This window comes from Pectobacterium atrosepticum (genome assembly GCF_000740965.1).
GTDB lineage: Bacteria > Pseudomonadota > Gammaproteobacteria > Enterobacterales > Enterobacteriaceae > Pectobacterium > Pectobacterium atrosepticum.
In genome coordinates, this window is record NZ_CP009125.1 from 551,063 (window position 1) to 576,890 (window position 25,828).

The following is a 25,828-nucleotide window of genomic DNA, read 5'->3' on the forward strand; positions in this document are numbered from 1 at the left end:
AGTGATAAAGGGCAGCATCGCTGGCCAATGACATGATGCGGTGATTTCTCCGCGATGAGAGGTTTCCGAATACACAAATAATTAGGGAGTGAAATCGGAGTTGGCCGTTATCCGGCGTAAGAAATTATGCTGAGGAGATAGCAGGCTTAGGATGAGCCGCAGGGACGCGGCGAAAGCTTGCGCCACGTCGGGAACGTGTCGCAAGCGGTCCGTTAAGCCTGATGCCGACGAAGGCATCGCGCAGCGACATAATTTAGCCAAAAGCCAGGGTTCACAGGGCGACGGCGCTGAGCCGCCCTGTGTCGGGCGCGTGCTACGAAGTAGCATGAAAATGACGGTATTGTGGCGCACGAAACTGTCTCCGCGTTCGCATAAAATATGACGAAGAGACAGCACGATGGGGAAAGCCTACTGGTGTTCCTGATGGGCGTCATCACCAAACGTGATTGCACGTCCACGCGCATCTATTTTCGCTTTATCGCGGTTGAAGGCCATCTTCGCCCGGACGCCACCCAGCATACCGCCGCGTTGATAGATTTCGTTCGCCCGATCGTGGTTGTATTGGCTATCAGGGCTGATTTCCAGCGCGCGATCGATCCACACTTTCGCCAGATAGCTATTTTGGGCTACGCCCGCACCGTTACGGAAAGCATACGCGTAGTAACCTGCGGCATAGTCGCGGTTGGCATCATCTTCATCGTTCCATAATTCCGGCAGTACGCTATCAACACAGATCACCTGATCTTCAGGGATGTTGCTAAACAACAAGAGTGTGCTCAGCTCTCTTGCCGAGCGTTGCCAGACGGTCCTGCCCAAATTAGGGCTACGCAGTACGCGGAACAACAATGTGCTCGCGCGCTGATATTGTTCCGGCGTCAGCGTGTCATTTTCATTGATCAGATTATAGGCAAGATTGTACATGCTAACGACATGGCCTTTCTCCGCTGACACACTTTTCCAATAGCATGATTTTTCGTGATCTTCATAAGGTGAAGGATCGCGGCCGTGCATGCGTGATAGATGGCCCGAATAGAGGTCACCGAGTGACGCCATTGAAGAGACTTCTCCCCAGCTCGCGGCTTCGTGTAACAGAAAGACGCCTGCTTCTTCGGAAACTGACTCGAACAGGTTAGCGGCGGCTTGGCCAAAATTGACATCGGATTCGAGAGTACTGCAACGCACAAGTAAGGCATCGCTATCGAATTGGCCTTGAGCGATGCCATAGAAACCAAATTTGCTGGCGAGCGCGGCGATAGTGGTTTCATACGCTGAATCTGCCCACGCCTGACAGCGTTCCAGAAATTTTGGCATCAAGTTGAAGCTGTCTTCGATACCGGCAAAATTCAGACAGCTGATTAAGGTGTCGAGCGCGCCCTCATCGGGGTGTGATTCCGGAAGATCAACCTGCCAGGCTTCAACCATCAGGTCATAGGCCTTCTGCATATCAACCTTATTCCAATGAATCTCGTCACCTTCTTCGGTTCGGGCATAGGTGCTGAGGAAGCTGGCATATTGGCGTAGTACCCTAGCCCGAACATCCCCATCGAGTTCAAGTGTCAGCAACCAGTCGAAGGTTTTCCGGCAGTACGCCACGTTTTCGGTGTCCTGAGCATCAGGCAGGAGCACGTTATAGCCAATATAGTCCCAACACTGCGTAACACGCAGGTTGTTACGTTCGGGCTCTGTCAGTGTTTCACACAGTGGCCCATCAATAAATTCTGTTATTACCTCATGACTACCGCCCCAGCGTGGGTACAGGAAGTAAACGCATTCTTTACGAATGGCTAAGTCCTGTGGACGCAAGGCTAATGTAACTCGCAGCCAGTAGTGCATGGGCTCTTCCCATTCGTGCTCCTCTCTGGCTGGCAGCGGAGTAGGCAGAGCAACAGGAAGCTCAACAAGCACTTGCGCACCTTGATTACGCAAGTGCTGTAGACCCGCTTGCCAAAGTTCGGGTTCAACCTGTGCCTGACGCTGTGCGTAGGTCAGTGGCTCACCGCCTTGCAGTAAGACGCCCAGCCACTGCGGTTCACCTAAATAGCAGGTCAAACGAAACAGGCGTGAAAAGGTTAGGGCTGGTCGCTGGTGTAACGCGCTGGCGCGCAGGTAGGCTGCGACACCCAGATCGCGTGCCAGCTCGGCCCCCATCCAGCGGTCGTCTTCTACATATTCTCCACCATTTGAGGTACGAATCCGTGCTGCGGCATTTTCCCAGTACTGCCCGGTGAGATGGTGGGCGTGATAGCTTTCAGGACGTGCGGCAACCCAAGCCTGCAAGTGCGACAGAATGTCAGCATGAGACACTGCTGGGTCAAAGATCGAATTAATGTTCCAGTTATAGGTATAAGGCAGGTTCGGGCCATTCAGCCAAATCTGGTGTTCTTGCTCCAGCAGGCGATCAAGTGCATCGAATTGATGCGTCGCGAACATCTCGCGCAGCTGAGCGCGGCGCTTAATCAATATGGTGAGTGATTCAGAGATTGATGTCATAGAGTAAATTCTTAGGCTGTTGTTGAGTCATAACGCCGACAACATCACGCTTTATCAGCAGCATGTGCAGGCAGGATTTTGGGAGATTGATGTGTTGTATCTATTTGATAATGATTACAGTTATACCAATAAATTGGTGAAGAGACATTGGTTTTCACATAAAAGGCCAGCCGTTGGCTGGTCAAATTCGTTCCCGACGAATTTGACCCTCTCTTGCCGCGTGATTCGGCGTTGTGGCCTCACCCCTTTGGACTCAGCGCAAGCGCTGTTCAAAAACGCCTTGCCGTTTTTTTCCTGCAACTCGAATTATTTGGGATATATACCGCTATTGAGAAATAGAATTGTCATAAAACCATGAGATTTTATCGGTATACATTAGTCTTCCCATTCTAATCATTTACCAGCGAATTATATAATCAATGGTAAATACACATAAGAATAATATGTCCTCTCTTTATCTCCCATCCATAAAAATATTTCTTGAAGTAAAAAACCAAAAACATCTATTTTTTTAGTTTTTTAACATGAATAAAGCTGTGTGTTGTGATGAACATTCTGTTTTAGGAATTTTCTTCTCGTTTAAATCGATTCTATTTCAATAAGGTAGGTGGAATTAGAAAATAAACAAAAATTTTTTAACCCTATTGAAGTGTTGTTTTCAAAGAATAGAATCATCCCGTTGGTATATTTAATTTAAATAAATATAACGTTGCATAGTATTTTGATTGTTACGCTTGGTTTACTAGGGAAAGTATACCCCCAACTCTATGGTACATAGGAGATAACCATGTCTATCATTTTACCTACCCACACCCCAATGGATTCATATAAGGGGTGTACGCCAGGTTCACGCCGCAGTGCGCTTCGCGAATTATTACAACAGCAAAAAGGCATTCGCGTGATGGAGGCTCACAGCCCACTCTCTGCCTTATTAATAGAACAAGCCGCTTATGAAGATGGCGATATTCATTATCAATTTGATGCATTCTGGTCTAGTTCACTCACTGATTCTACCTTGCGGGGAAAACCCGATACGGAATTGGTAGATATCAGCCATCGTTTCCATGCGATTACGGAAATATTTGATGTTACCACCCGACCATTAATTTTTGATGGCGATACTGGTGGGCAAACTGAACATTTGGCTCACCACATTCGGGCTGCTGAAAATCTGGGCATTTCCGCCATGATTATCGAAGATAAAACTGGCCTGAAGAAGAACTCTTTATTTGGTAACGATGTAAAGCAAACGCAGGCTTCCGTAGCGGATTTTTGCGAAAAAATTACGACGGCTAAAAAAGCACAGCTGACGCCCGAGTTTATGCTGATTGCGCGTATTGAGAGCCTGATTCTGGACGTCGGTATGGAAGATGCAATAAACCGCGCCCTGCATTATGCAGATGCTGGTGCCGATGGCATTATGATCCACAGTCGGCATAAGAATCCTTCTGAGATTTTAACGTTCGCCAAACAATTCCGCGATCATTACCCACATTTACCTTTGGTTTGTGTCCCTACCAGTTTTAACGACATTACTTTCGATCAACTTATTGATGGCGGGTTCAATATCGTTATTTATGCAAACCATATGTTACGTGCGGCTTATCCGGCAATGAAATCCATTTTGCCAGAAATCCTCAAGCATGGTCGAACGCTGGAAGTTGAGGATAAATGCATGTCGATAAAAGATATTCTGGACCTTATACCAGGAACGCGCTAACGCAATATATTGGGGTGTCAGTGTGATTATTTTATAACGCTATTATTTGGCGCTATAAGATTGTCGTTCTTCTTAATAATAAAATGTTATGTCACCCCTAATTATCTGTATCACATAATGAAAAAATTAAGGCGTCATCATTGCTGTTAAATACAGCACGATGCGAAGGAGAGTTTTATTGTGATTGACCCTAATAAGCTCATCGAATTTCTTGCTCAGCGCGGCGTGCGTTTTTTTAGTGGCGTCCCTGACTCATTATTAAAAGCATTCTGTCTGGCAATTGGAAGTAATAACGGTGGGCTTGCACACCGTATAGCGAGTAATGAAGGTTGCGCGGTGGGTATGGCGATTGGGCATTATCTGTCTACTCGAACGCTGCCCGTGGTCTATATGCAAAATTCGGGGTTAGGCAATGCGATTAACCCCCTCTGTTCTCTGGCTACGCCGGATGTTTATGGTATTCCGCTGTTACTGATTATCGGCTGGCGTGGCGAAGTTGATGACAGCGGTAAGCAGCAGCACGACGAGCCTCAGCATGTTATGCAGGGGCGAGTCACGTTACCTCAGCTCAATGTGCTTGATGTTCCACATATTGTGCTGGATAGCCATAACCGACCCCCGTGGGATGATATTCAGGCTTTGCTCCAGCGTGCGCATGATGAACACCGTCCTGTGGCTCTGGTGGTGAGAAAAAATACCTTTTCCTCGCCAGCTGCACCTGCCAACCCAGCCGCTGAGCCAGCGTTGATGCGGCGAGAAGCTATCGTCGCCGCATGTCTGAACGTGCTGCCATCCACGATCCCCATCGTCAGTACCACGGGCATGTTGTCGCGTGAGCTTTATGAACTACGCGAACAGCGTGGTGAAGGACATCAGCGGGATTTTCTGACCGTCGGTGGCATGGGCCTCGCCAGCCAAATCGCACTCGGCCTGTGTGACGCGCAGCCGCAGCGGAAAGTTGTCTGTCTGGATGGGGATGGGGCGTTATTGATGCACATGGGCGGGCTGACGAACACCGCTCAGGCCAGCAACCTGATACACATCGTCATCAACAACGGTGCCCATGATTCTGTGGGAGGGCAGCCCACGGCGGCATCCCGCTTACCGCTGGCACCCATCGCTGCCGCCAGCGGTTATGGAAAAACCTACTACGCCGAGACGGAAGAAGCCTTACAGGCTGCGCTGCAACAGGCTTTGCAGGCGCAAAATAGTCAATTCATTGAGGTGCAATGCCGCGTAGGTCATCGCAGCGATCTGGGGCGGCCTGCGACGTCTCCTGCAGAAAATCGCGATGCGTTTATGCAGTTTCTTAATACAACCCCTAAGGCCTCTTGATGAGCAGCAATACCCTGAGTATTGCCACCCCTTAGCGACAAGGATTGCCGATATGATTCATTCTGTTTCTTTAGTTGGCGTTGGTGTATTAGGAAAAGCTATCTCGCTCAGACTATTACAGCGTCATTTCTCGCTCAGCGTGTTCAACCGGACTCACAGTAAAACGAACGATGTTGCCGCCGAAGGCGCTCAAGCCGTCCCTGAATTGCACCAGTTGTTCACGCAGGAAAAACAAATTGTGCTTATCTGCCTGAAGGATGCGGAGGCGATACGCGACGTTTTTCAGTCGGAAGACGTGATACACAAGCTGTCCCGCTATCGTCCTTTGTTTCTCAATATCAGTACGATAGGCCCGGAAGAAAGCCGTTGGATGGAGACCTTTTTTCATCAGCACGGCGCACATTATGTGGAGTGCCCCGTTTCGGGTGGGCCAGAGGGTGCGCGACAGGGGCGGCTTGCGGCCTGGGTCGGGCCGTATGCTGACGATTTTGCCAGCGCGGTTAACGACATCGTCAGCTGTCTGTCAGATCACTATGTACTGATGGAGAGTAACCACAGTGCACAGACCATGAAGGTGATTAATAACTATTGTGAAGCGGTGCATCTGCTGGTGGCTGCGGAAGCGCTATTGCTGGCTGAAGCTCACGGCATCGCCCCTGATGTGCTGGCAAACGCGCTGACGTTGGGGCGCGGGCGCTCGACCTACATGGAAGTCATGCTGGATCGCTATCTGAACCCGCGTGAAACCGTTTCTGTTCCTTTATCTATTCGCCTGAAAGATCTCGATCTGGCCAATACGCTTTTCCAGCGCTCCGCGATCCACAGCGAATTCTTCGATACGGCGCGCCAGCTGTATCAAAGCACGGCCGATCTCTCTGCCGATCCTCAGGATCAAACTGCCTGCTTTGCTTATCTCTCACGTACCTTGCCGACGGGGAGAGACTAGATGTCTGAGTTAACACAGCGACAGCGTTGGATGTCCATTCTCGCTCACAGCGATCCTGCCGAGCTGGAAGAACACTGGAACACGCTGCACTTTCCAGCGCATTACCAGCTATTACGCCCAACGCAGATTGGTTTGATCCAGTTGCAGGGAAGAATGGAGGTCGATGGCCCGCGTTTTATTGTGGGGGATATGACGGTGACCCGTGCTGCGGTGCAACTGGAGGATGGAACGTGCGGCTACAGCTATATCGCCGGCAGAAACAAGCCGCACGCCGAGCTCTGTGCATGGATCGATGCACTCCTGCAAACCCGATCCTATTTCCATGAAATATGGGAGCGAATCATCACACCGTTAGCAGACCAACAGCTTGCTCACCGGGAACAGCAACAGCATGAAGTTGCTGCCAGTCGAGTGAATTTCTTTACTTTGGTCAGGGGAGAATGATTTGTCATGACAACGATGACGGGCTTCGCCCACCCCGTATTTGGCACACAACTCTGCTTTCGCAAAATCGTGAAGGCAATGAGCGAGCCGGGTTCTCTGGTTACTGTTCCGAATGTCTCTGGTCTGGAGTCGATGTCGTCTGCAACGGCCGCCACGCTGCTTACGCTGACCAGCCACACGACACCGCTGTTTATCGATCCCAAGATCGGTAATCCACTGCTGTTGCGCACGCTTTGCCTGCATACGAACGTGCCGATCACTACGACGTTCCAAGAAGCCGACTTTGTGCTGTTAAGTGGAAACCGTTTTTCTTATGACCTGATGGCGCTCTCCTGCGGCAGCGAAGTCGAACCAGAAAAATCCACCACCGTTATTTTAGAAGTAGAAGGTATGCACGACGGGCCTTGTCTAAAGCTGACAGGGCCGGGCATCAAGACACATCGCATTATTTCTCCCCGCCTGCCCGGTAGTATCAGGCACTACCTGTGCAACCGGCCTCATGCCTTCCCTACAGGGTTGGATTTTCTCTTTACGTCTGGGAAAAAGCTCTTTGCAATCCCCAGAAGTACCCACGTGGAGGAATGCTAATGTATGTTGCCGTCAAAGGTGGGGAAAAGGCCATTGAGGCCGCTCACCAGCTACAATCCTGTCGCCGCCGCGGGTGTACGGATATACCAGAATTAGACTGTTCACAAATAGAACAGCAGCTGAATTTAGCCGTCGATCGCGTCATGACCGAAGGCAATATTTACGACCGCCAACTCGCCGCGCTAGCCATCAAGCAGGCCAGTGGCGATCTGGTAGAAAGTATCTTTCTCTTACGAGCCTACCGTTCCACGCTGCCACGCTGGGGAATCAGTCAGCCGCTTAATACGCCTGATATGCGTCTTGAACGCCGTGTTTCGGCCATTTTCAAAGATTTACCGGGTGGGCAGCTATTGGGCCCGACCTACGACTATACCCATCGCCTGCTGGATTTCTCTCTATTGGCCGACGGTGAGGATCCTGTCGCACCACAGCCTGACGCTGTTGATGAGGATGAAGGAACTCGTGAACACATTCCTCATGCGTTTCAGTTCCTTGCTCAACAACACTTGGTCCCTGAACGGAATATCAGCGACGACAGCAATCCGTCAGACATCACGATGGAGCCACCGAGTTACCCCGGCACGCGTGCGGCGCGCCTTCAGCAGCTGTTTCGCGGCGACGAGGGGTTTCTCCTGTCGCTCGGGTATTCAACCCAGCGCGGCTATGGCCGCAACCATCCGTTTGTCAGTGAGATCCGCACGGGATATATCACCGTCAGTATTGTTGCCGAAGAGGTCGGCTTTGCCATCGATATCGGGGAAATCCTGCTAACCGAATGCGAAACCGTGAACGGCTTTGTTAAACCCGCGAACGACGCGCCGCATTTTACCCGTGGTTACGGGCTGGCATTCGGCCGTTCGGAGCGTAAGGCCATTACGGTGGCATTAGCCGATCGCGCACTTCAGGCCGCTGACTATCAAGAAGAGGTGCGCGGTCCGGCTCAGGATGAGGAGTTCGTTCTTTCTCATGCTGACAATGTCGAGGCGGCGGGTTTTGTCTCGCATCTGAAGCTCCCGCATTACGTCGATTTCCAGTCAGAGCTGGAGCTATTAAAACGACTACGTGAGGAATACCTCGCTTCTGTGCCAAGGAGTAAAGCGTAATGGGGCAGACAACGTTCTCCCGCCAGAAAGATGGCCAGCCAGACACGGCATACCACGATTCAGAAACGACATACCATTATTCAGAAACGACATACAACTATGCCTATCTGGATGAAAGCACGAAGGGAATGATACGGCGTGCGATTCTGAAAGCGATTGCCATTCCCGGCCATCAGGTGCCGTTTGGTAGCCGGGAAATGCCAATGCCCTATGGCTGGGGCACTGGCGGTATTCAAATCACCGCCAGTATCATCGGGCCGGACGATACGCTTAAAGTGATCGATCAGGGTTCCGACGATACGACCAATGCGGTATCGATCCGTGCCTTTTTCCGCAAGGTGACAAATGTGTCTACCACGGAAAAAACCAGCGAAGCGACGCTGATTCAAACGCGGCACCGCATTCCTGAAACGCCGCTTAAAGAGGATCAGATCCTGGTTTTTCAGGTTCCGATCCCCGAGCCTCTGCGCTTTATTGAGCCGCGTGAAACCGAGACGTGCAAAATGCATGCGCTGGAAGAATACGGTGTCATGCAGGTGAAACTCTATGAGGATATCGCACGGTTTGGGCACATCGCTACGACCTACGCCTACCCAGTGAAGGTGAATCATCGCTATGTCATGGATCCTTCGCCCATCCCGAAATTCGACAACCCGAAGATGGACATGATGCCCGCGTTGCAACTCTTTGGTGCCGGGCGCGAAAAGCGGGTCTATGCCGTTCCACCGTATACCGTGGTGGAAAGTCTCGATTTCGACGATCACCCTTTCACAATACAGCAGTGGGACAAGCCGTGTGAGCTGTGTGGCGCGCGCGATAGCTTCCTTGATGAAGTGGTGATGGATGATGACGGTACACGTATGTTTGTCTGCTCCGACACGGACTATTGTCAGCAGCGCCAGAGTCAGGGAGAAAAAACATCATGACGACAGAACATCACGTATCCGACAGCCCTCTACTCGATGTGCGACACCTCACGCATTTATATGCGCCGGAAAAAGGCTTCCGCGACGTGTCGTTTCAGCTGTGGCCGGGGGAGGTGTTAGGGATTGTCGGTGAATCGGGCTCGGGGAAGACGACGCTGCTGAATGCGATTTCCGCACGTCTTGCTCCTCAGGAAGGTGAGGTGATCTATCGCAACGCCGAGCAGCAGGTGCTCTCGATTTATGACATCAGCGAACGTCAGCGGCGAGCGCTAGTGCGAACCGAATGGGGGATCGTCTGGCAGCACCCGCTGGCAGGATTGCGGCCCACCGTGTCTGCGGGCGGCAATATTGGCGAACGGCTCATGGCTATCGGTCATCGGCACTACGGCGATATCCGCAGCAAGGCAGCGCAGTGGATGGAAAATGTTGAGCTGCCCGAAAACCGTCTGGACGATCTCCCAACCACCTTTTCCGGTGGGATGCAGCAACGCCTTCAGATTGCGCGCAATTTGGTCACCGCACCGCGGCTGATATTTATGGATGAACCGACCGGTGGATTAGATGTGTCGGTTCAGGCGCGGTTGCTCGATCTGCTCAGGACGCTGGTTGTGGAGATGCAGCTTTCTGTCGTGATTGTGACACACGATCTTGGCGTAGCTCGCCTGCTATCACACCGTCTGTTGGTGATGCAGCGTGGGCGAGTTGTCGAGCAGGGGTTAACGGACAGGGTGCTTGACGATCCGAGCCACCCCTACACTCAGCTACTTGTTTCTTCCATTTTGTAAATCCAGCCAAAAGGACGCTTGATGGATACGCAATTACGCATTGAGAACGTTGATAAAACGTTCGTATTATATAATCAGCAGGGCACACGATTGCCCGTTTTCCACGATATCAGCCTGTCCGTGAAATGCGGTGAATGCGTTGCGCTGCATGGGCATTCGGGGACAGGAAAATCCACGCTGCTGCGCTCGCTATACGGCAACTATCGGCCTGATGGCGGCCATATCTGGGTGCGCCATCGCGCACGCTGGGTCGATATCGTCAACGCGGACGCCCGTCATGTACTGGAAATCCGCCGTGAAACGGTGGGTTGGGTAAGCCAGTTTCTGCGCGTCATTCCGCGTATTAGCACATTGAACGTGGTCATCCAGCCGTTACTGGAACGCGGCATGTCGCGTCAGGAAAGCGAGATTCGCGGCGGTGAACTGCTGACGCATCTGAACGTCCCCGAGCGGCTCTGGTCGCTTGCACCCGCCACCTTTTCAGGCGGTGAACAGCAGCGCATCAATATTGCTCGCGGATTTATTGGTGATTATCCGATTCTGCTGTTAGACGAACCGACGGCCTCGCTGGATGCCAAAAATCGACTGGCCGTCACGCAGCTTATCGATGATGCAAAAAGCAAAGGGTGTGCTGTCGTCGGCATCTTTCATGATGACGAAGTTCGCCAACACGTCGCCGATCGCCTTTACTCAATGGCAATGATTTCCCGCACTCAGGAGAACGTAAATGATCATTAATAACGTCAATATGGTGCTCTCACAGGAAATCATTCATGGCTCATTGGAAGTGCGCAACGGCGTAATTCACCACATCAACGATAGGCCCAGTCGTCATCCCGGTGCGCTGGATGGTGAACAGGCCTGGCTTCTGCCGGGACTTGTCGAGTTACATACGGATAATCTTGATAAATGTTTTACACCGCGTCCCGGTGTTAACTGGCCTTCTGAGGCGGCGATGCGCAACCACGATGCGTTGATTATCTCCAGTGGGATTACCACCGTTCTGGATGCCGTTGCGGTAGGGGATGTCCGCGAAGGTGGGCATCGGCTTGAGAACCTGCGTCGCATGACGGATGCTGTACTGTTCAGCCAACAACATGGCACCAATCGGGCTGACCACCATTTACATCTGCGCTGTGAGCTGCCGCATCAGGATACGTTTCCCCTCTTTGAACAGCTGGCGGATATTCCACTGGTCGCGCTTGCATCATTAATGGATCACTCTCCGGGGCAGCGGCAATTTTCTTCCCAGGAGAAATATCATCAGTATTACAAAGGCAAGTATCACCTCAATGATGAACAAATGGCCGCGTTTGAGGAGGAGCAACTCGCCGGTTCACGCCGCTGGTCGCAGCCAAACCGTGACGCTATCGTTCGCCTTTGCCATGAAAAAGGCATCACGTTGGCTAGCCATGACGACGCGACGTCTGAACATATCACCGAGTCCCACCAGCATCGTGTCGCCATCGCTGAATTTCCCACCACCGAGATCGCGGCACAGCAGGCACACGGCGTTGGAATGAACGTGTTGATGGGGGCACCGAATGTCATCTGCGGCGGCTCGCATTCTGGCAATGTGTCGGCACATCATCTGGCTACGCTTGGCGTGCTTCACATCCTGTCTTCGGACTATTACCCGGCCAGTTTGCTGGAGGCGGCATTCATGATCGCAGAGGACGATCGCAATGAATACGATCTGCCGCGAGCCATTGCTCTGGTTAGCAGCAACCCCGCTCAGGCTCTGAAATTTGACGATCGCGGCTGCATTGAGGAAGGGCGGCGAGCCGACCTGTTGCTCGTCAAACGGCAAGCGCCGCAAATGAAGCTGATGCGAGTGTGGCGTCAGGGCGTTCGGGTATTCTGATCATGACAAAACTCATCTACCTCATTGGCCCTTCCGGCGCAGGCAAAGACAGCCTGCTTCGGGCGATCCGTCAACTGCCGCTGCCACGCCTGCTGGTGGCGCATCGGTACATCACCCGTCCCGCAGAAATTCAAGGAGAGAACCACATAGCGCTTACCCCCGAAGAGTTTGCGATCCGTCAGCAGCTTGGCATTTTCGCACTCGATTGGCAGGCGCATCAGTGCCATTACGGCATCGGGATAGAGATTGATGACTGGTTACAGCGGGGGAGCTACGTCATCGTTAACGGCTCGCGAGCTTATCTGACTCAGGCGCGTGAACGCTATGGCAATACGCTATTTCCGATATGCCTGACTGTTTCTGAATCTGCACTGCGGCAGCGGCTACGCGCCAGGGGGCGGGAAAGTGAACAGCAAATTGCCACACGTTTACAGCGTGCCGAGGACGAGCAAAGCCGCTTACAAAGCGACTGTGTTTTGTTGAACAACGACGGCGATCTGCAACGCACCTTATCTACCTTTCAGTCGCTGCTGCCGTTCGACCGGGCTTGCGCGGCGTACCGCGAATAATAGGTCGGGTGGCGAGCGTACCGAATAGCAGGAGAAAACCGATGACAACGAGTAATGATGGGATCGTTTTTCACTTTCTGGGAACCGGCGGTGCGCAGCAGGTTCCTGCATTTGGCTGTGAATGTGAGGTTTGCCAGCAGGCGCAACGCGATGAAAGCAAACGGCGTCGTGCCTGCTGTGCGGCAATCACAACAAAAGACCGTATCGTCCTGATTGATGCCGGATTACCTGAGCTATCGCCTTATCTGCTCCCCTATCCGCAACGACATATTCTGCTGACCCACTATCATATGGATCACGTTCAGGGATTATTTCCCCTTCGTTGGGGCTACGGTGAGCCCATTTCGGTCTTTGGCCCCCCAGATGAAGCGGGCTGCGACGATCTCTTCAAGCACCCAGGGATTCTGCATTTTCAAAAACCGCTGATGGCTTTCCAGCCCTTTGAACTGGACGACATCAGGATCACGCCGGTTCCCTTAATCCATTCCAAATTAACCTATGGCTACCTCATCCAGACGCCGACGCATGCGCTGGCCTACCTGACCGACACCGTCGGGCTACCGCCTGAAACTGCTCAGTTTCTTGCATCACATACGCTAGATTATGCGATTGTCGATTGCAGCCATCCTCCCCAGACGACGCCTCCACGTAATCATAATGACGTCACTCGTGCGCTGGAGATTTTTACCCAGCTTAACCCCAAACAACTGTACCTGACCCACATCAGCCACGAACTAGATCGCTGGCTACAAACACAAACGCTGCTGCCTGAGCATGTTCATGCTGCTTATGATGGGTTGGTGTTGGGGTTGTAAGGAGGAAGGCCACATATAACGCTCATAGCTCCACATATCGCGGAGCTAAAATCTGACATGCCGATTAGGTGTTTTTGAGATAACTGAACATCATGACTTAATTTAGTCCCTCTGAACTCTGACTAAAAACGTTGCTCCAGAACTGCCTCAAGCTTGCCGAAGCACTTATTGAAAGTGACGATTCTGCGTTAAGGTTGGCGCTGTGTGACAGATTTGCCTGAACGGCGAAATTTCACTCTTTATCCACTTCATTGAAATAATTATTGAATGCAAATATTTAAAATTAAATAATAATAAAATAAATATTTTCGAGAAAATCACTAACGTAAAAACTTATATTTTATAAGTTAATGATTATGGCTGTGGACATTAGCAGTTTGTGCGCTTTGCTAAAAAAATTTGAGATTGATCTGATTGTTATTTTAAATTTTTCTTAAGTGATATATCATCCGGCACGGAAAAACAGCAATAATAAAAAACTTAATGGATTATGATTAAAAAGTGTCTACTAATCAGATAAATATTTCCTATGGGAATGACTTTTTTGTTATTAAATTGATGGACTTTTTATCAATTAATTTAGCATTAATAGTCAGTGCAAGGCTATTTTTGATGGGCGATTTCGATGATGTAATTATAATTAGCCTGCTATTTTCTACCTCTTTTTTACTTATTGGAGAATATACCGGACTATATCACCATAGTCTTAAAAATATGCAGCCTGGTGGGCGGCGAAGACTGTGGGGTTCCGCATTATTGTCGGTCATCTTTGTTGAGGCAGTCAGGAATTATACCGGTACGTTGTACTCGCTGGGTCTATTGCATCAACTCGATAATATATATTTTTCCGCAATGCTGTACTGGTATATTCTTTCGCTATGTAGTCTCTATATCACGCGTTTAATTACGTGTAAATTTACGACTAAAAAGCGGATGCGAATTGCTATTGTGGGATTAACGCCCGGTGGGTTAGCGGCGGAAAAAGCATTGCTTAAAGAGTATGCCAACATGCAATTAGAATTGGCTTTTTACGACGATCGTAGCCCATCCCGTTGTGGCTATCTGTTTAAGAGCCAATTTAAAGGCAAAGTGAGCGAACTGGTTGAAGAAGCGAAAGCGGGCAGAGTGGATGAGATTTATATTGCGCTGCCGATGGTTGCACTAAAACGGATTCGTTATTTTCTGTCGATGATGTCCGATACGACGGTAGATACCTACATCATTCCCGATCTTTATTCCTACAGCTCATACGTATCGCAGTTTCGCTCCATCAATAACATTCAGACCATCAGTATTTTCAGATCGCCGTTTGATGGCATTGGTTCGGTGATTAAGCGCGTTGAGGATTTAGTGATTGGCGGCGTTATTACGCTGATGATTTCGCCATTGCTGCTGGTGATTGCTATGGGTATCAAACTGACGTCACGGGGTCCGGTGTTATTCAAGCAGGATCGTTATGGCCTGAGCGGTAATAAAATCAAAGTGTGGAAATTCCGCTCGATGCACGTGATGGAAAACGCCGGCGTCGTGACGCAGGCGATTAAAAACGATCCGCGTGTTACGCGTTTTGGCGCATTTTTACGCCGCACCTCGCTGGATGAACTGCCGCAATTTTTCAATGTATTGCAAGGGACGATGTCGATTATTGGCCCGCGTCCTCATGCCGTCGTGCATAACGAGCAGTATCGCCAGCTAGTCGAAAATTACATGATTCGCCATAAAGTGAAGCCTGGAATTTCAGGCTTGGCGCAGGTTAGTGGTTATCGCGGCGAAGTGGATACCCTCGATAAAATGGAAAAACGGGTTCACTACGATATTGCCTATATTCAGAGCTGGTCCCTTTGGTTGGATATCAAAATTATCTTTAGAACCATTTTCAAAGGTTTTATCGGTGAAAATGCGTACTAAATTGATCATTGCCGCTGGAATGATAATCCCCCACCCCTCTTGGGCCGACCTGATGCCGAAATCGCATATCGGCGTCGCCGGTATTGATTTTCAAAGCCAGGTGGGGCTGGACTATGGGCATGAGAATAACGTGACCTATCAGGCTGATGATCAGGACGCGGTGAGTGCTAATTTTCAGAGCGTCAGGCCAATGATTAAGGCCATTGGCGCGCGTTATCAAGATCAATATCTGTTGATGTATTCCGGTGATTATCGTCGTTACGACAGCGATCCGACAGATAATTACTCCGACCATTTCTTTCGCTTTAATGGCGCATGGCGCTACGGGTTGAAGCATGGATTAACGCTCAGTCTTGAGGAGACGCTTGGGCACGAAGTGCGTGGGCGCGGTATTACCGAAGGTTTTCGACCACAACAGTTCAGCGATTTCGGTATTCATTCGCCGCTGAGTACCGCGATTTTCAACAGTGAATTACGTTATAGCTATGGCGCACTGAAAGGGCGCGGTAAAGCCGACGTCGCGCTGCTGTTTAGAAAACTGCGGTTAGGCCGCACGGGGGATATTAAAAATACCGATATTGATTTTTATCACTATGTTCTTGGGCAGGAATGGCACGAGAATGGTTTGATCGCCGAATTATCTGACCAATATTCGTCGGCAACGCGCTTTCGCTACCGTTTTATTGGTAATCAGCGGCGTTATGAAATCGATTCGCAAAAAGATAATGATGAATATTATCTGGAATACGGCATTAAATCGCAGCTTACGGGAAAAACCGGTATTGATGCCAATGTGTCCTGGCTATACAAGACATTCGATAATAACCCGAACTCCAGGAACTTTAGCGGGGTAAACTGGGATATTCAGACGGAGTGGAAACCACTTAAACAATCCGTTTTTACCGTACATACGTCGCAGCATATCAAAGACCCGTCAGAAATCGGCGGCTATATCCTGGTTTCTCAATACGGCATCTCTTATCAGCATTTTTGGCTCGTCGATCGTTTCTCCACCACGTTTGACTATTCATACCTGACGGATGTTTACAAGAATTACCCGCGAGATCGTAAAGACAGAAACAGGGTATTCACATTCGCCATGAGTTATAACGTCAGGCCCTCTATTAACGTTGAATTAAAGTATCAACTGAACACGCTACGTTCCAATCAAGATAGCGATTCTTTCTTTATTGGCCCTAACGGCGATCGCCAGGTCGTCAGGATGCTGGGCCGTGATAACTCTCTGATTATGTTTACGGCTAAGGTACAGATCTAACGTGAAAATAATAAAACTGGGCATTTTTCTGTGCCTCAGCGTCTGGCTGGCGGGATGCTCCCTGTCGAGCCAGCGGCAAATGGACAAACCTGAAAGCGAAACCACCGGTTATCAGTTAGATGAAGGCGATGCTGTAAATATTCTGGTGTACGGCGAGCCGGAGATGACGATGAAGTTCATGCTGGATAAAAGCGGCGCGATTACCTTCCCCTACATTGGTCAACTGGTGTTGAAAGGGAAAACGCCAGAGCAGGTGGGTGAGGAGTTGGCTAATCGCCTACGCGGCGACTATCTGCAAAATCCGATGGTGACGGTCAGCATCGCCGAGTTCCGGAAATTCTATATCACCGGTGAAGTCGAGAAACCGAACGGGTATGCCTACGAGCCGGGCTTAACCGTTGAAAAAGCGCTGGCGCTGGCCGGCGGATTTACCGATCGCGCAGACCGCAAGGATGTGGGTATTCGTTTTTCGAATAGCAATCAACTGATTGAAAATGTTGACGTAAGACGCGTCGTTCATCCTGGCGACACCGTGATTGTCGGTATGAGCTTTTTCTGACCATGAGTCTATCTATCGTGGAAAATGGCAGAAAACTGGAAAGCACCATCGATTTCTCCAGATTTGCCCAAGAGATCAAACAGAACGGCTGGAAGATCATGCTGGCTGGCCTGATTGTGGCGGTAGTGGCTTACCCACTGATTAGCATGATCACGCCCAAATATGTGTCGACCGCAACGGTACTGCTTAAAGCGCAACAGGATAACGTTTCGCCTTTGCCGCAGGTCGATGGTTATGATTCCACCCGTAGCGGCTATTACGAAACCCAGTATGCGTTGATGCAGTCGCGTATTGTGCTGGAACAAGCCGTGCGGGACATCAAGCTGGACCAAAACCCGGCGTTTAACGGCGATACAGGCAAAAACGCGGATAACCGTGGCGATGAGCAACAGCGGGTCGATCACGCGCTGGATTCGATAGTGAAAAACCTCACTATCACCGGTGTTCGCACCACGCACCTCGCCACTATCTCATACGAATCGGCGTCGCCTGAGCTGGCGGCCGATATCGCTAACGGCGCGGCGCAGGCATTTATTGACTATACGGCCAGGCAAAAACACCTCAAGACACTAAAAGCCAAAACGTTGAACCAAAAACAGATGGAGGAGGTGTGGCAGCAAGTCGTCGAGCAACAGGCCGCCATCGACCAGTTTCTGAAGAAAGAAGGGCTGCTGACTTTCCGCGGCGTGGATGGCTTCGAAACTGAACAACTGGGGATTGTCACCACCAAGTTAGCGGATGCCACCCAGCGTCGCATCAGGGCGGAAACGAACGACAACAGCGTGCGTTTGAACGCGGGTACGTCGCTGGAAAATATCATTTCTCTGCCTGATATTTCTAATCATGCCCAAATTCAGGATTTGCGCATTGCGCTGATTCAGGCCCGGCGTTCTTTATACGATTTACGGAAACGCTACGGGGTGAAGCATACCAAAATTTTAGAAGCCGAAGCCCAGGTTCAGGCGATTGAAGAGCAGACCCACACCGTGTTACTCGAACTGAAAGCGGGGCTGAATAAGCAGTATCAGGCGGCGTTGAGGGATGAAAAATATTATCAGCAACTGCTGGAGCAACAGAAAGTGGATTTCCAAACGCTGGCGTCTAAACGTGATGAATACAACAACCTGACCACCGCGCTGGATAAAACAAAAGAGCTGTATAAGGCGCTCTATCAGCGCACCAAAGAGCAGACGCTGGCGGGTAACTATTTAGAGCCGGACGCGATACTTTACGACCCTGCCGTGCCGGCTGACCACCCGTCGAAACCCAATAAAGCGATGCTGCTGGTGATGGTTGTCATGCTAACCCTGATTTTCTCGGTGGTTTACTTCATCGTGAGAGCCGCGCTGGATAATTCAATCAACAGTATCAGCCAGATGAAAAAGCGCCTGAATGTGGCTCCGGTGGGTGAAATTCGCACCTTCGCCAGTGGTGTGGAGCGCTCAAAAGTTGTGCGATTGATAACCAAAGCGCCGCTTGACGTCGATATTGTCCACAGCATGCGAACCCACATTTTGTTATCGCATCCATCCTGCCAGGCCATTGCCATCAGCTCGGCAGAGCATGGAGAAGGGCGATCGTTGCTGGCGCATTTGCTGGCGACATCCTTCAGCGCTGACCAAAAAACGCTGCTTATCGACCTGGACTTCTTTAACGACGGCGGGCTGACGCAAGACCTGGCGAATCCTTCCGCTATTGGTGTGGCGGAACTGCTGCAAGGGCAATCACCGTTGGATGCCGCACTGGTGATAATCAGTGAAAATTTAAGCTTCCTGCCGCGTGGCAATGCCGTGATGTCTTCTTTACTGATGCTGTCGTCCGAACATGTCGTGACGTTGATGGCCGAGCTGAGAACACGCTATCAGCGAATTATCGTTGACGTGGCCGCGGTGAATCAAACGCAGGATAGTCAACTCATTAGCCGGGTAATCGACGGGGTGGTTTTTGTGCTGAAAGCCGGCGAGTGGCGCGCGGGCGATGTGCTTAATGCCATTGATAAAGTTAAACAGCACCGCGCGGTGCTGATTGGCGCGGTAATGAATCGGGTTGCGGATAAAAATCTCGAAACCAAAGAGGGGATACGTTCCCTGAACCATCGGATGAATGCGCTAATCAACAGTACCGGTCACCTGTGAGTTTATTAAAAAGATGAGTTTACTAAAAAGCGTTTCTACCATTGCGGGTTCATCGGTGGTTTCACAACTGATTGGCGCACTATCTATCTGGCTGATTTCGCATAAATACAACATGGCCGAGGTGGGGATCTACGCGCTGAGTTACAGCATCGTGTTGGTGGGGGCGCAGGTCTGTACCTTTGCATCGCAACTGCTGATTCCGAAACAGCAAGACAGTGAACTGGCGCAGAGTGTGGTGTTCAGCACACTGCAAAGTCTGCTTACCGCGGTGCCCTATGCGATGTTGACCGCATGGCTGTTTCAGCGAAATGTGTTCTTTCTCTACCTGCTCACGCTGTCCTATGCGCTGGTGCTGATCTCGGAGAATTTGTCTCTGCGCGAGGGTAACTACCGTTTTCTGGCCTTTCAGCGACTCGCTGTCTCGGTGGTGGTCGTGCTTTCGCTGGTGTTCACTTCACATACCACCGCGTTCTATTGGTCCTGGGCCTGCGCCATGATGGTGCTGATTAGCGGTTGTATTCTGTTCTCGTTCAATATTCACACCATTACATTTGGACATTTTAGTCCGCAACGTAATAGGGCTTTCTTTCATCAGCATGCTCATCATCTTACCCGCGTTGGCAGCGCCGAAGTGTTGGCGATGGTTAATAGTAATTTGCCGGTTATGCTGATTAATTTTTGGTTTTCCGCGTTGACGGCGGGGTATTTCTCGGTAGTGAGCCGTTTTTGTTTGTCTCCGGTGGTGATCATCGGCAATGCGGTGCGTAATTCTATTTTTTCAACTTGGTCTGCCGATTTCAGAAATAAACGTTTCAACTATGATGAGTTCAAAAAAGTTCGTCTGGTATTATTGATGTCGGGGGTGGTCTGCACGCTAGGAGTATTTATTTTCTATCCGTTGGTGATGCATCTGTTTTTTAGCGAGGAGTGGATTAACTCCATTCCAACCTCTCGCTATATGTTGCCTTATTTATTTCCGGCGCTGGCGGTGTGTCCGCTGACGGTGATTGAGCTAATATTTGGCTCTCATCGCTATTTTTTGCGTATTCAGTTAGAGCAGTTGAGTGTGGTATTAGTCGCATTTGTGATTGTGCCTTATTTTTATAATCACTATGACACATCAATGATTCTTTTTTCTGTGCTGACGTTTGTACGCTACGCGTTTATTTATCTCAAAGTAAACAAACGTGCTAATGGGCTGAAAAATATGATGACAGAATCATGAGCTTGAATACCGGGCTTTACCTACAGGTTTATGTTTTTATCACGCTGGTATTCTGCGGACTGACACAGTATTTCACCGGTTTGCTGGCAGTGCTGTGGTTGCCATTTATTTTGGCGCTGAACATGGTGGGGTTGCTGATTATGCAGACTCGCTACGATAGATTGCATTTGGATACGCAGGAATTGATGGTTCTCACGCTCTACCTCTCTTTTCTGGCGATGGCGGGATTATCTACCCTGTTACAGGGCGGAATAACCGTCACTATCGTTGGGTTTAAAAACGAGATTGCATTGTCGCTGATGATGCTTTGCCTGCTGCTGGGTTTTTGCCGCGAATCACAGATTTATCGCGTGACCCGGAGTTTGTATTGGGTGTTCTACGCGCAGTTCCCGGTGGTGATTTATCAGGTGTTGTTTGTTTTGCCGCGGCGGGTGGCATTGCGGGGAGAAGACGAAAAATGGGACTCGGTAGTCGGCACTTTCGGCGGTGACCCGATGGGCGGGGGAAATACCGCGGCGATGGGGTTGTTCTGCCTGTTGATTATGCTGCTGAAAGTCTCGGAATTTAAACATGGTTTGACGTCGTTTAAATCCACGGCGCTGCATATCGTTTTGGGATTTGGCTTGTGTATCCTGGGGGAAGTGAAATTTGTGATCCTGGTTTCACCGTTATTACTGGCCTGGGTTTGGTTAATGCCGAGCTACATCAAAGGCATGAATAACGTAAACCTGAAAGCGATTTTGCTGATTTTCACCGGCATGGCGTTGCTGATTACCGTGGCGATTACCATTTTGGCTTCGGGTTACTCCTCGGCGTTTGGTAGCGACCCGACGAAAAGCGCGATGAGCGTATTTCTGGATTCATTGAATTATATTTTTGATACCAACTACATTATGGAGTCCGGTGAGCTTGGGCGTCTTACTACGCTATTTTTCTGGCTGAAAAATCACGATATGTGGGGGATCTCCGGCACGTTGTTTGGCTATGGATTAAGTGCGACAAATAGCGGCAGCGCTGTCTCTCCCGGCTTTTTGAATATCATCTATAACCTGATCATTGATTCAACCTCATTAAGCGTGCTGCTATGGGAAGTCGGTGTGGTCGGATCGCTATTTTTCATCGGGTTAATTATTTATATCTTAATCATTACGCAGCCAAAGCCGGTACTGGATCGTAATAAAATAGACCTGCAGGACCTACAACTGCTGAGTTCTTCTCCGGCCTTTAACGTTTTTTCGGTTGGGTGCCTATTGAGTCTGCCTTATAGCCAGATCCTGATGATTATTCCCATGCTGCAATTCATTTTTTATTTATCTCTGGGCTCAAGTCTGGTAATTCGCCATTCTGTCCGCCGTTATATCGGAAAACCGTATGAATGATAAATCTTTTATTTCAGTGAGTATTAAGACATTCAATGAGGCAGAATGCATCGAAAAAACCATCGACAGTATTCGTCGCCATATTGTGAATTACCCCCATAAAATCATTGTTGCCGATAGCTTATCAACCGACAACACTCAGCAGCTTGCCAGCGCCAAAGGCGTTACCGTAGTGTCGCTGACTGAACCGTCCGAACGCTGCTGCGGTGTGGGGCATCAGCTTGGTTATCTGTACAGCCAGGGGGATTATTTGCTGCTGATGGACGGCGATATGGAGCTGGAAGATGGCTTTATTGAGCAGGGCATCGCATTTTTAACCGCACACCCTGATTACGCCGGCGTGGCGGGAACGGTAGAGATGGATGGCGCGGCGAACTATGAGTTTAAATCACGTAAACAGCGCCTTCATAAAATATATCCGTTGGGCGACTGTGGTCATTTAGGCGGTGGGGGCTTATACCGCCGCACGGCAATTGAAAAAATAGGTTATCTCACCAACCGTAGCTTGCATGGTTATGAAGAGGCTGAATTAGGCATTCGTCTGCGCTATGCCCAATATAAATTACATCGACTTAATGTGCCTTATTTCCGTCACACGTCGTACACCATGCCAACATATAAAATGCTGCAATATCGTTGGCGGAATGGTTTTCTCTGGGCGCCGGGCGAGCTTTTACGCAGTGCATGGGGGATGCCTTATTTCCGTGAGGCATTGCATATCGTTAAAAACGAGGCGGTCTTTGCGGTTTATCTGCTGGTGCTGTTGATGAGTTTGTTGACGTTTAACGCCGCGGTTATTGGTGCCGCGTTGCTGCCGTTACTCGCTTTTGTGGCATTAAAAACGATTAAGAACCGTTCACTGTTGAACGGGGTACAGAGTGTGATGAACCTGGCTATATTTTCTGCGGGATTGATAAAAGGGTTAACCAGACCCGTGCGCAACCCTATGACACCACCAAATAGCAAGGTTATTCATGAATAGGCAGGTATGATGAAAGTCTTATTGGTCAATAAATTTTTCTATATCAAGGGCGGCGCTGAAACGGTTTATTTTCAAGAGATTGATATGCTGAAAAAGGCTGGCGTTGACGTTATCGCTTTCTCTATGCAGCATGAAAATAACTTCCCGTCAGACTACGCGCCCTATTTTGTCGGTAATGTGAATTATCATCAAAACAGCAGCGCGATTGGGGCAATTAAAACCGCGGTTAACTTTATTCATAATGCTGAGGCATGTAAGAAATTGCTGGCGTTATTACGTAAAGAAAAACCGGATATTGTTCATTTTCACAATATCTATCACCAGCTCACGCCATCGTTGATTAAAATTGCCCGTCAGTTTGGGTGTAAAACCGTGTTAACAGCTCATGACTACAAGATTATCTGCCCTTCGTACACCATGCTGCGCGATGGCAAAGTCTGTGACGCCTGTTTAACCGGTTCGGTATTTAACGCTTTTAAATATCGATGCCAGCAAGGTTCTGCATCGAAAAGTCTGCTGCTTTCGTTAGAAGGCGCTTGGCAGAATATTGCCAAAAACTATCAGGCGCTGGATGTGATCGTTTCGCCCAGCGAATTTCTGCGTAACCAATTAATGCGTAAGCTGCCGAATGTTCGTATTGACGTGATTGTGAACGGCATTAATGACAGCCTACCGGCGGAGGATGTTAAAGACGACGGTTATTTGCTGTTTATTGGCCGCCTGAGTCGGGAGAAAGGCGTTGCTACGCTTGCCAGGGCACATCAGCAAATGCGGAATAAAATTCCGTTAAAAATTGCGGGCAGCGGGCCGCTGTATAACGATTTGGTCGCGCAATTTCCGCATGCGGAATTTCTGGGCTATAAACAGCAGGGCGAAGAACTTAACCGGCTGATTAAATACGCACGCGCGGTGGTGGTTCCTTCCGAATACTATGAAAACTGTTCAATGTCGGTACTGGAGTCGATGGCATTCGCTAAACCGGTGGTAGGCGGGCGTATTGGCGGTATACCTGAACAAATTCGCGATAAGGTAGACGGCATTTTATTCGAACCCGGTAATGTGCAGGCATTAGTTGATGTGCTGGATGACTTGGCGTTGAATCCGCAAAAAGCCAGAGAAATGGGGTTAAATGCGCGTCAACGTCTTCGCGAAAAATATTCATTACGTAAACACACAGAATCTCTATTGGCGCTTTATCAGGAAATATTAATCGAAAAGTAATATGACTACGAAAATTACCGTTCTGGGGACACGTGGTATTCCAAACGTGTTGGGTGGTGTGGAAACACATTGCCAAAATTTATATCCGACTATTAAACAGCAATTCGACGTGGATATTTGCGTTCTCGCACGTTCACCTTATGTCAATTATAAAAAATCACAATATCGAGGCGTGATGGCTCGCGCTTTATTTGCGCCGAAAAAACGTTCATTAGAGGCTGTCGTTCATTCGGTGCTGGCGACATTTATCACCGGTTTTGATCAGTCTACGGTAGTGCATGTTCACGCTATTGGTCCCGGTCTGGTGGTGCCGCTTTTGCGTTTGCTGGGTAAAAAAGTGGTTTTTACTCATCATGGCCCGGACTATGAACGCCAGAAATGGGGGTTCCTGGCAAAGAAAGTTTTATTGCTGGGTGAAAAGGTTGCAGTGAAATATGCCAATGAAGTGATTGTGATCTCCGAAGTTATTAATAATATGATCAAGCAGAAATATGGCCGCGACGATGCCCATCTTATCTATAACGGTGTGAATCTATCCCAGCGACTCACTGCGGACGTTATCAATCAAACATTGGTGCGTTTTTCTCTTCAGCCACAAAACTATTTGGTTGCGGTTGGCCGCTTCGTGGAAGAAAAAGGCCTGCATGATCTTATCGCGGCCTATCGGCAATCGGGCGTCAAGATGCCACTGGTCTTGGTTGGTGATGCCGATCACCCCACCGCGTATAGCATGCGATTAAAACAGTTAGCCCATGAAACCCCGAATGTGATCCTGACCGGATTTTTAATCGGCCAGGAACTACAAACTGTTTTTTCACAGGCTAAACTCTTTGTGATGTCTTCATATCATGAAGGGTTACCCATTGCGTTGCTGGAGGCCATGTCATTCTCATTGCCTGTCGTGGTCAGCAATATTCCAGCCAATCTGGAGGTGAAATTAGCGCCAGAAACTTATTTCAATGTAGGAGACGTGGCGGATTTATCCGAAAAAATCACATTGCGCTCTAAATCGTTATCTGTTGATTACTCTGAATATTTACAAAGGTATAATTGGCAACAAATCGCGCAACAAACGATGGCCGTTTACACCGAACTAAGTAAATGAGTAAATAAATCAATAGGTTAATAGTGATCGAGTCGAATAAACGCCCGTTAGTCATTGAGCGCTTCTATGAAGCCCTTGATGGAAAAACCGATACAGAACTTACCTCGGAACAGCGGCTGGCCGTTGAGCAGGCGGTGCTGTCGATTACGGCATCTTCAATGCATTGGGTCGACGTACGTAAGAGTTTCCCTTTTTTGAACAGGCGCTATTACTTCGTTTTTTTGTTCGGTCTGGATCACCGCAAGCGTCCACGTAAAGAGTCAACGCTATTTCGCATACTGCTGACCGCGTTGATCCTGTTTACCGGCTTGTTCTGCACGCTTGCGGCGCTATTGACGCTATACATGATTAAGTCTGCCTTGGGTATTGATATTTTCCCACATTTCCACTTAGGAATTTGGGATTGGTGGCTCAGCCTGAAGGATCACTGACCCCCGGTTTCTACTGATGTGG

Annotated in this window: 23 protein-coding genes; 22 read left to right on the forward strand and 1 reads right to left on the reverse strand. The window is 49.5% G+C overall.

Features of this window, described 5'->3' with window-relative positions; genetic code table 11:
* Positions 1-408: 408 nt before the first annotated feature.
* Positions 409-2,490, reverse strand: a complete 2,082-nt coding sequence (locus GZ59_RS02435; RefSeq protein WP_039289840.1) for a DUF4034 domain-containing protein — start codon at positions 2,488-2,490, stop codon at positions 409-411.
* A 787-nt stretch (positions 2,491-3,277) separates the two neighbouring features.
* Here GZ59_RS02435 and aepX point away from each other — a divergent pair.
* The 22 genes from aepX to GZ59_RS02545 all read left to right on the forward strand — a co-directional run bounded on the left by aepX (position 3,278) and on the right by GZ59_RS02545 (position 25,806).
* Positions 3,278-4,210: a phosphoenolpyruvate mutase gene (gene aepX, locus GZ59_RS02440; RefSeq protein WP_039289843.1), complete on the forward strand. Its 933-nt coding sequence runs from the start codon at positions 3,278-3,280 to the stop codon at positions 4,208-4,210.
* Between the two features lie 180 nt (positions 4,211-4,390).
* Positions 4,391-5,545: a phosphonopyruvate decarboxylase gene (aepY, locus tag GZ59_RS02445; protein WP_051623228.1), complete on the forward strand. Its 1,155-nt coding sequence runs from the start codon at positions 4,391-4,393 to the stop codon at positions 5,543-5,545.
* A gap of 52 nt (positions 5,546-5,597) precedes the next feature.
* Complete coding sequence (locus tag GZ59_RS02450) at positions 5,598-6,491, forward strand: NAD(P)-dependent oxidoreductase (protein WP_039289846.1); 894 nt, start codon at positions 5,598-5,600, stop codon at positions 6,489-6,491.
* Positions 6,492-6,935 (forward strand): phosphonate C-P lyase system protein PhnG, encoded by a 444-nt coding sequence (phnG, locus tag GZ59_RS02455; protein ID WP_011092110.1) that lies wholly within the window; start codon positions 6,492-6,494, stop codon positions 6,933-6,935.
* Between the two features lie 6 nt (positions 6,936-6,941).
* Positions 6,942-7,523: a phosphonate C-P lyase system protein PhnH gene (phnH, locus tag GZ59_RS02460; protein ID WP_039289849.1), complete on the forward strand. Its 582-nt coding sequence runs from the start codon at positions 6,942-6,944 to the stop codon at positions 7,521-7,523.
* A complete protein-coding gene (locus GZ59_RS02465; protein WP_039289853.1) occupies positions 7,523-8,626 on the forward strand; it encodes a carbon-phosphorus lyase complex subunit in 1,104 nt (367 codons plus the stop codon). The genes phnH and GZ59_RS02465 overlap by 1 nt, the downstream gene beginning before the upstream one ends.
* Before the next feature lie 128 nt (positions 8,627-8,754).
* The gene (locus GZ59_RS02470; RefSeq protein ID WP_051623310.1) at positions 8,755-9,552 is read left to right on the forward strand and encodes an alpha-D-ribose 1-methylphosphonate 5-phosphate C-P-lyase PhnJ; all 798 of its coding nucleotides are present in this window, start codon (positions 8,755-8,757) and stop codon (positions 9,550-9,552) included.
* Complete coding sequence (gene phnK, locus GZ59_RS02475; RefSeq protein ID WP_011092114.1) at positions 9,549-10,337, forward strand: phosphonate C-P lyase system protein PhnK; 789 nt, start codon at positions 9,549-9,551, stop codon at positions 10,335-10,337. Before GZ59_RS02470 ends, phnK begins: the two co-directional genes overlap by 4 nt.
* 21 nt (positions 10,338-10,358) lie before the next feature.
* Positions 10,359-11,075 (forward strand): phosphonate C-P lyase system protein PhnL, encoded by a 717-nt coding sequence (gene phnL, locus GZ59_RS02480; protein ID WP_039289856.1) that lies wholly within the window; start codon positions 10,359-10,361, stop codon positions 11,073-11,075.
* On the forward strand, positions 11,065-12,201 hold the full coding sequence (gene phnM / locus GZ59_RS02485) for an alpha-D-ribose 1-methylphosphonate 5-triphosphate diphosphatase (protein WP_039289859.1): 1,137 nt from the start codon (positions 11,065-11,067) through the stop codon (positions 12,199-12,201). Before phnL ends, phnM begins: the two co-directional genes overlap by 11 nt.
* Positions 12,202-12,203: 2 nt before the next feature.
* Entirely contained in the window at positions 12,204-12,770 is a 567-nt protein-coding gene (phnN, locus tag GZ59_RS02490) for a ribose 1,5-bisphosphokinase (protein ID WP_039294666.1), read from the forward strand.
* Positions 12,771-12,832: 62 nt separating this feature from the next.
* Positions 12,833-13,585, forward strand: coding sequence for a phosphonate metabolism protein PhnP (phnP, locus tag GZ59_RS02495; RefSeq protein ID WP_373365837.1), 753 nt, complete (start codon positions 12,833-12,835; stop codon positions 13,583-13,585).
* Between the two features lie 501 nt (positions 13,586-14,086).
* Positions 14,087-15,493 carry an undecaprenyl-phosphate glucose phosphotransferase gene (locus GZ59_RS02500; protein WP_080708279.1) on the forward strand — a complete coding sequence of 469 codons (1,407 nt, stop codon included), beginning with the start codon at positions 14,087-14,089 and terminating at the stop codon, positions 15,491-15,493.
* A complete protein-coding gene (locus tag GZ59_RS02505; RefSeq protein ID WP_039289865.1) occupies positions 15,483-16,769 on the forward strand; it encodes an outer membrane beta-barrel protein in 1,287 nt (428 codons plus the stop codon). Before GZ59_RS02500 ends, GZ59_RS02505 begins: the two co-directional genes overlap by 11 nt.
* A gap of 1 nt (position 16,770) precedes the next feature.
* Positions 16,771-17,328, forward strand: a complete 558-nt coding sequence (locus tag GZ59_RS02510; RefSeq protein ID WP_039289868.1) for a polysaccharide biosynthesis/export family protein — start codon at positions 16,771-16,773, stop codon at positions 17,326-17,328.
* 2 nt (positions 17,329-17,330) lie between these two features.
* Positions 17,331-19,463, forward strand: a complete 2,133-nt coding sequence (locus GZ59_RS02515; protein ID WP_039289871.1) for a GumC family protein — start codon at positions 17,331-17,333, stop codon at positions 19,461-19,463.
* Between the two features lie 13 nt (positions 19,464-19,476).
* A complete protein-coding gene (locus GZ59_RS02520) occupies positions 19,477-20,688 on the forward strand; it encodes a lipopolysaccharide biosynthesis protein (RefSeq protein WP_011092123.1) in 1,212 nt (403 codons plus the stop codon).
* Entirely contained in the window at positions 20,685-22,067 is a 1,383-nt protein-coding gene (locus GZ59_RS02525; protein WP_039289874.1) for a hypothetical protein, read from the forward strand. Before GZ59_RS02520 ends, GZ59_RS02525 begins: the two co-directional genes overlap by 4 nt.
* Complete coding sequence (locus GZ59_RS02530; protein WP_039289877.1) at positions 22,060-23,049, forward strand: glycosyltransferase family 2 protein; 990 nt, start codon at positions 22,060-22,062, stop codon at positions 23,047-23,049. The genes GZ59_RS02525 and GZ59_RS02530 overlap by 8 nt, the downstream gene beginning before the upstream one ends.
* A 9-nt stretch (positions 23,050-23,058) precedes the next feature.
* Positions 23,059-24,270 carry a glycosyltransferase family 4 protein gene (locus GZ59_RS02535; RefSeq protein WP_011092126.1) on the forward strand — a complete coding sequence of 404 codons (1,212 nt, stop codon included), beginning with the start codon at positions 23,059-23,061 and terminating at the stop codon, positions 24,268-24,270.
* Between the two features lies 1 nt (position 24,271).
* Positions 24,272-25,375, forward strand: coding sequence for a glycosyltransferase family 4 protein (locus tag GZ59_RS02540; protein WP_039289880.1), 1,104 nt, complete (start codon positions 24,272-24,274; stop codon positions 25,373-25,375).
* A 23-nt stretch (positions 25,376-25,398) separates the two neighbouring features.
* Positions 25,399-25,806, forward strand: a complete 408-nt coding sequence (locus tag GZ59_RS02545) for a hypothetical protein (protein ID WP_011092128.1) — start codon at positions 25,399-25,401, stop codon at positions 25,804-25,806.
* Positions 25,807-25,828 lie beyond the last annotated feature (22 nt).

Excerpts from the sequence above, each read along its gene's own strand:
- GZ59_RS02450 (WP_039289846.1), top strand. The coding sequence starts at position 5,598 with ATGATTCATTCTGTTTCTTTAGTTGGCGTTGGTGTATTAGGAAAAGCT.
- GZ59_RS02540 (WP_039289880.1), top strand. The coding sequence starts at position 24,272 with ATGACTACGAAAATTACCGTTCTGGGGACACGTGGTATTCCAAACGTG.
- aepX (WP_039289843.1), top strand. The coding sequence starts at position 3,278 with ATGTCTATCATTTTACCTACCCACACCCCAATGGATTCATATAAGGGG.
- phnH (WP_039289849.1), top strand. The coding sequence starts at position 6,942 with ATGACAACGATGACGGGCTTCGCCCACCCCGTATTTGGCACACAACTC.
- phnK (WP_011092114.1), top strand. The coding sequence starts at position 9,549 with ATGACGACAGAACATCACGTATCCGACAGCCCTCTACTCGATGTGCGA.
- GZ59_RS02465 (WP_039289853.1), top strand. The coding sequence starts at position 7,523 with ATGTATGTTGCCGTCAAAGGTGGGGAAAAGGCCATTGAGGCCGCTCAC.
- phnL (WP_039289856.1), top strand. The coding sequence starts at position 10,359 with ATGGATACGCAATTACGCATTGAGAACGTTGATAAAACGTTCGTATTA.
- GZ59_RS02435 (WP_039289840.1), bottom strand. The coding sequence starts at position 2,490 with ATGACATCAATCTCTGAATCACTCACCATATTGATTAAGCGCCGCGCT.
- phnM (WP_039289859.1), top strand. The coding sequence starts at position 11,065 with ATGATCATTAATAACGTCAATATGGTGCTCTCACAGGAAATCATTCAT.
- phnN (WP_039294666.1), top strand. The coding sequence starts at position 12,204 with ATGACAAAACTCATCTACCTCATTGGCCCTTCCGGCGCAGGCAAAGAC.
- GZ59_RS02530 (WP_039289877.1), top strand. The coding sequence starts at position 22,060 with ATGAATGATAAATCTTTTATTTCAGTGAGTATTAAGACATTCAATGAG.
- GZ59_RS02520 (WP_011092123.1), top strand. The coding sequence starts at position 19,477 with ATGAGTTTACTAAAAAGCGTTTCTACCATTGCGGGTTCATCGGTGGTT.
- phnG (WP_011092110.1), top strand. The coding sequence starts at position 6,492 with ATGTCTGAGTTAACACAGCGACAGCGTTGGATGTCCATTCTCGCTCAC.
- GZ59_RS02515 (WP_039289871.1), top strand. The coding sequence starts at position 17,331 with ATGAGTCTATCTATCGTGGAAAATGGCAGAAAACTGGAAAGCACCATC.
- GZ59_RS02525 (WP_039289874.1), top strand. The coding sequence starts at position 20,685 with ATGAGCTTGAATACCGGGCTTTACCTACAGGTTTATGTTTTTATCACG.
- GZ59_RS02535 (WP_011092126.1), top strand. The coding sequence starts at position 23,059 with ATGAAAGTCTTATTGGTCAATAAATTTTTCTATATCAAGGGCGGCGCT.
- GZ59_RS02505 (WP_039289865.1), top strand. The coding sequence starts at position 15,483 with ATGCGTACTAAATTGATCATTGCCGCTGGAATGATAATCCCCCACCCC.
- GZ59_RS02470 (WP_051623310.1), top strand. The coding sequence starts at position 8,755 with ATGATACGGCGTGCGATTCTGAAAGCGATTGCCATTCCCGGCCATCAG.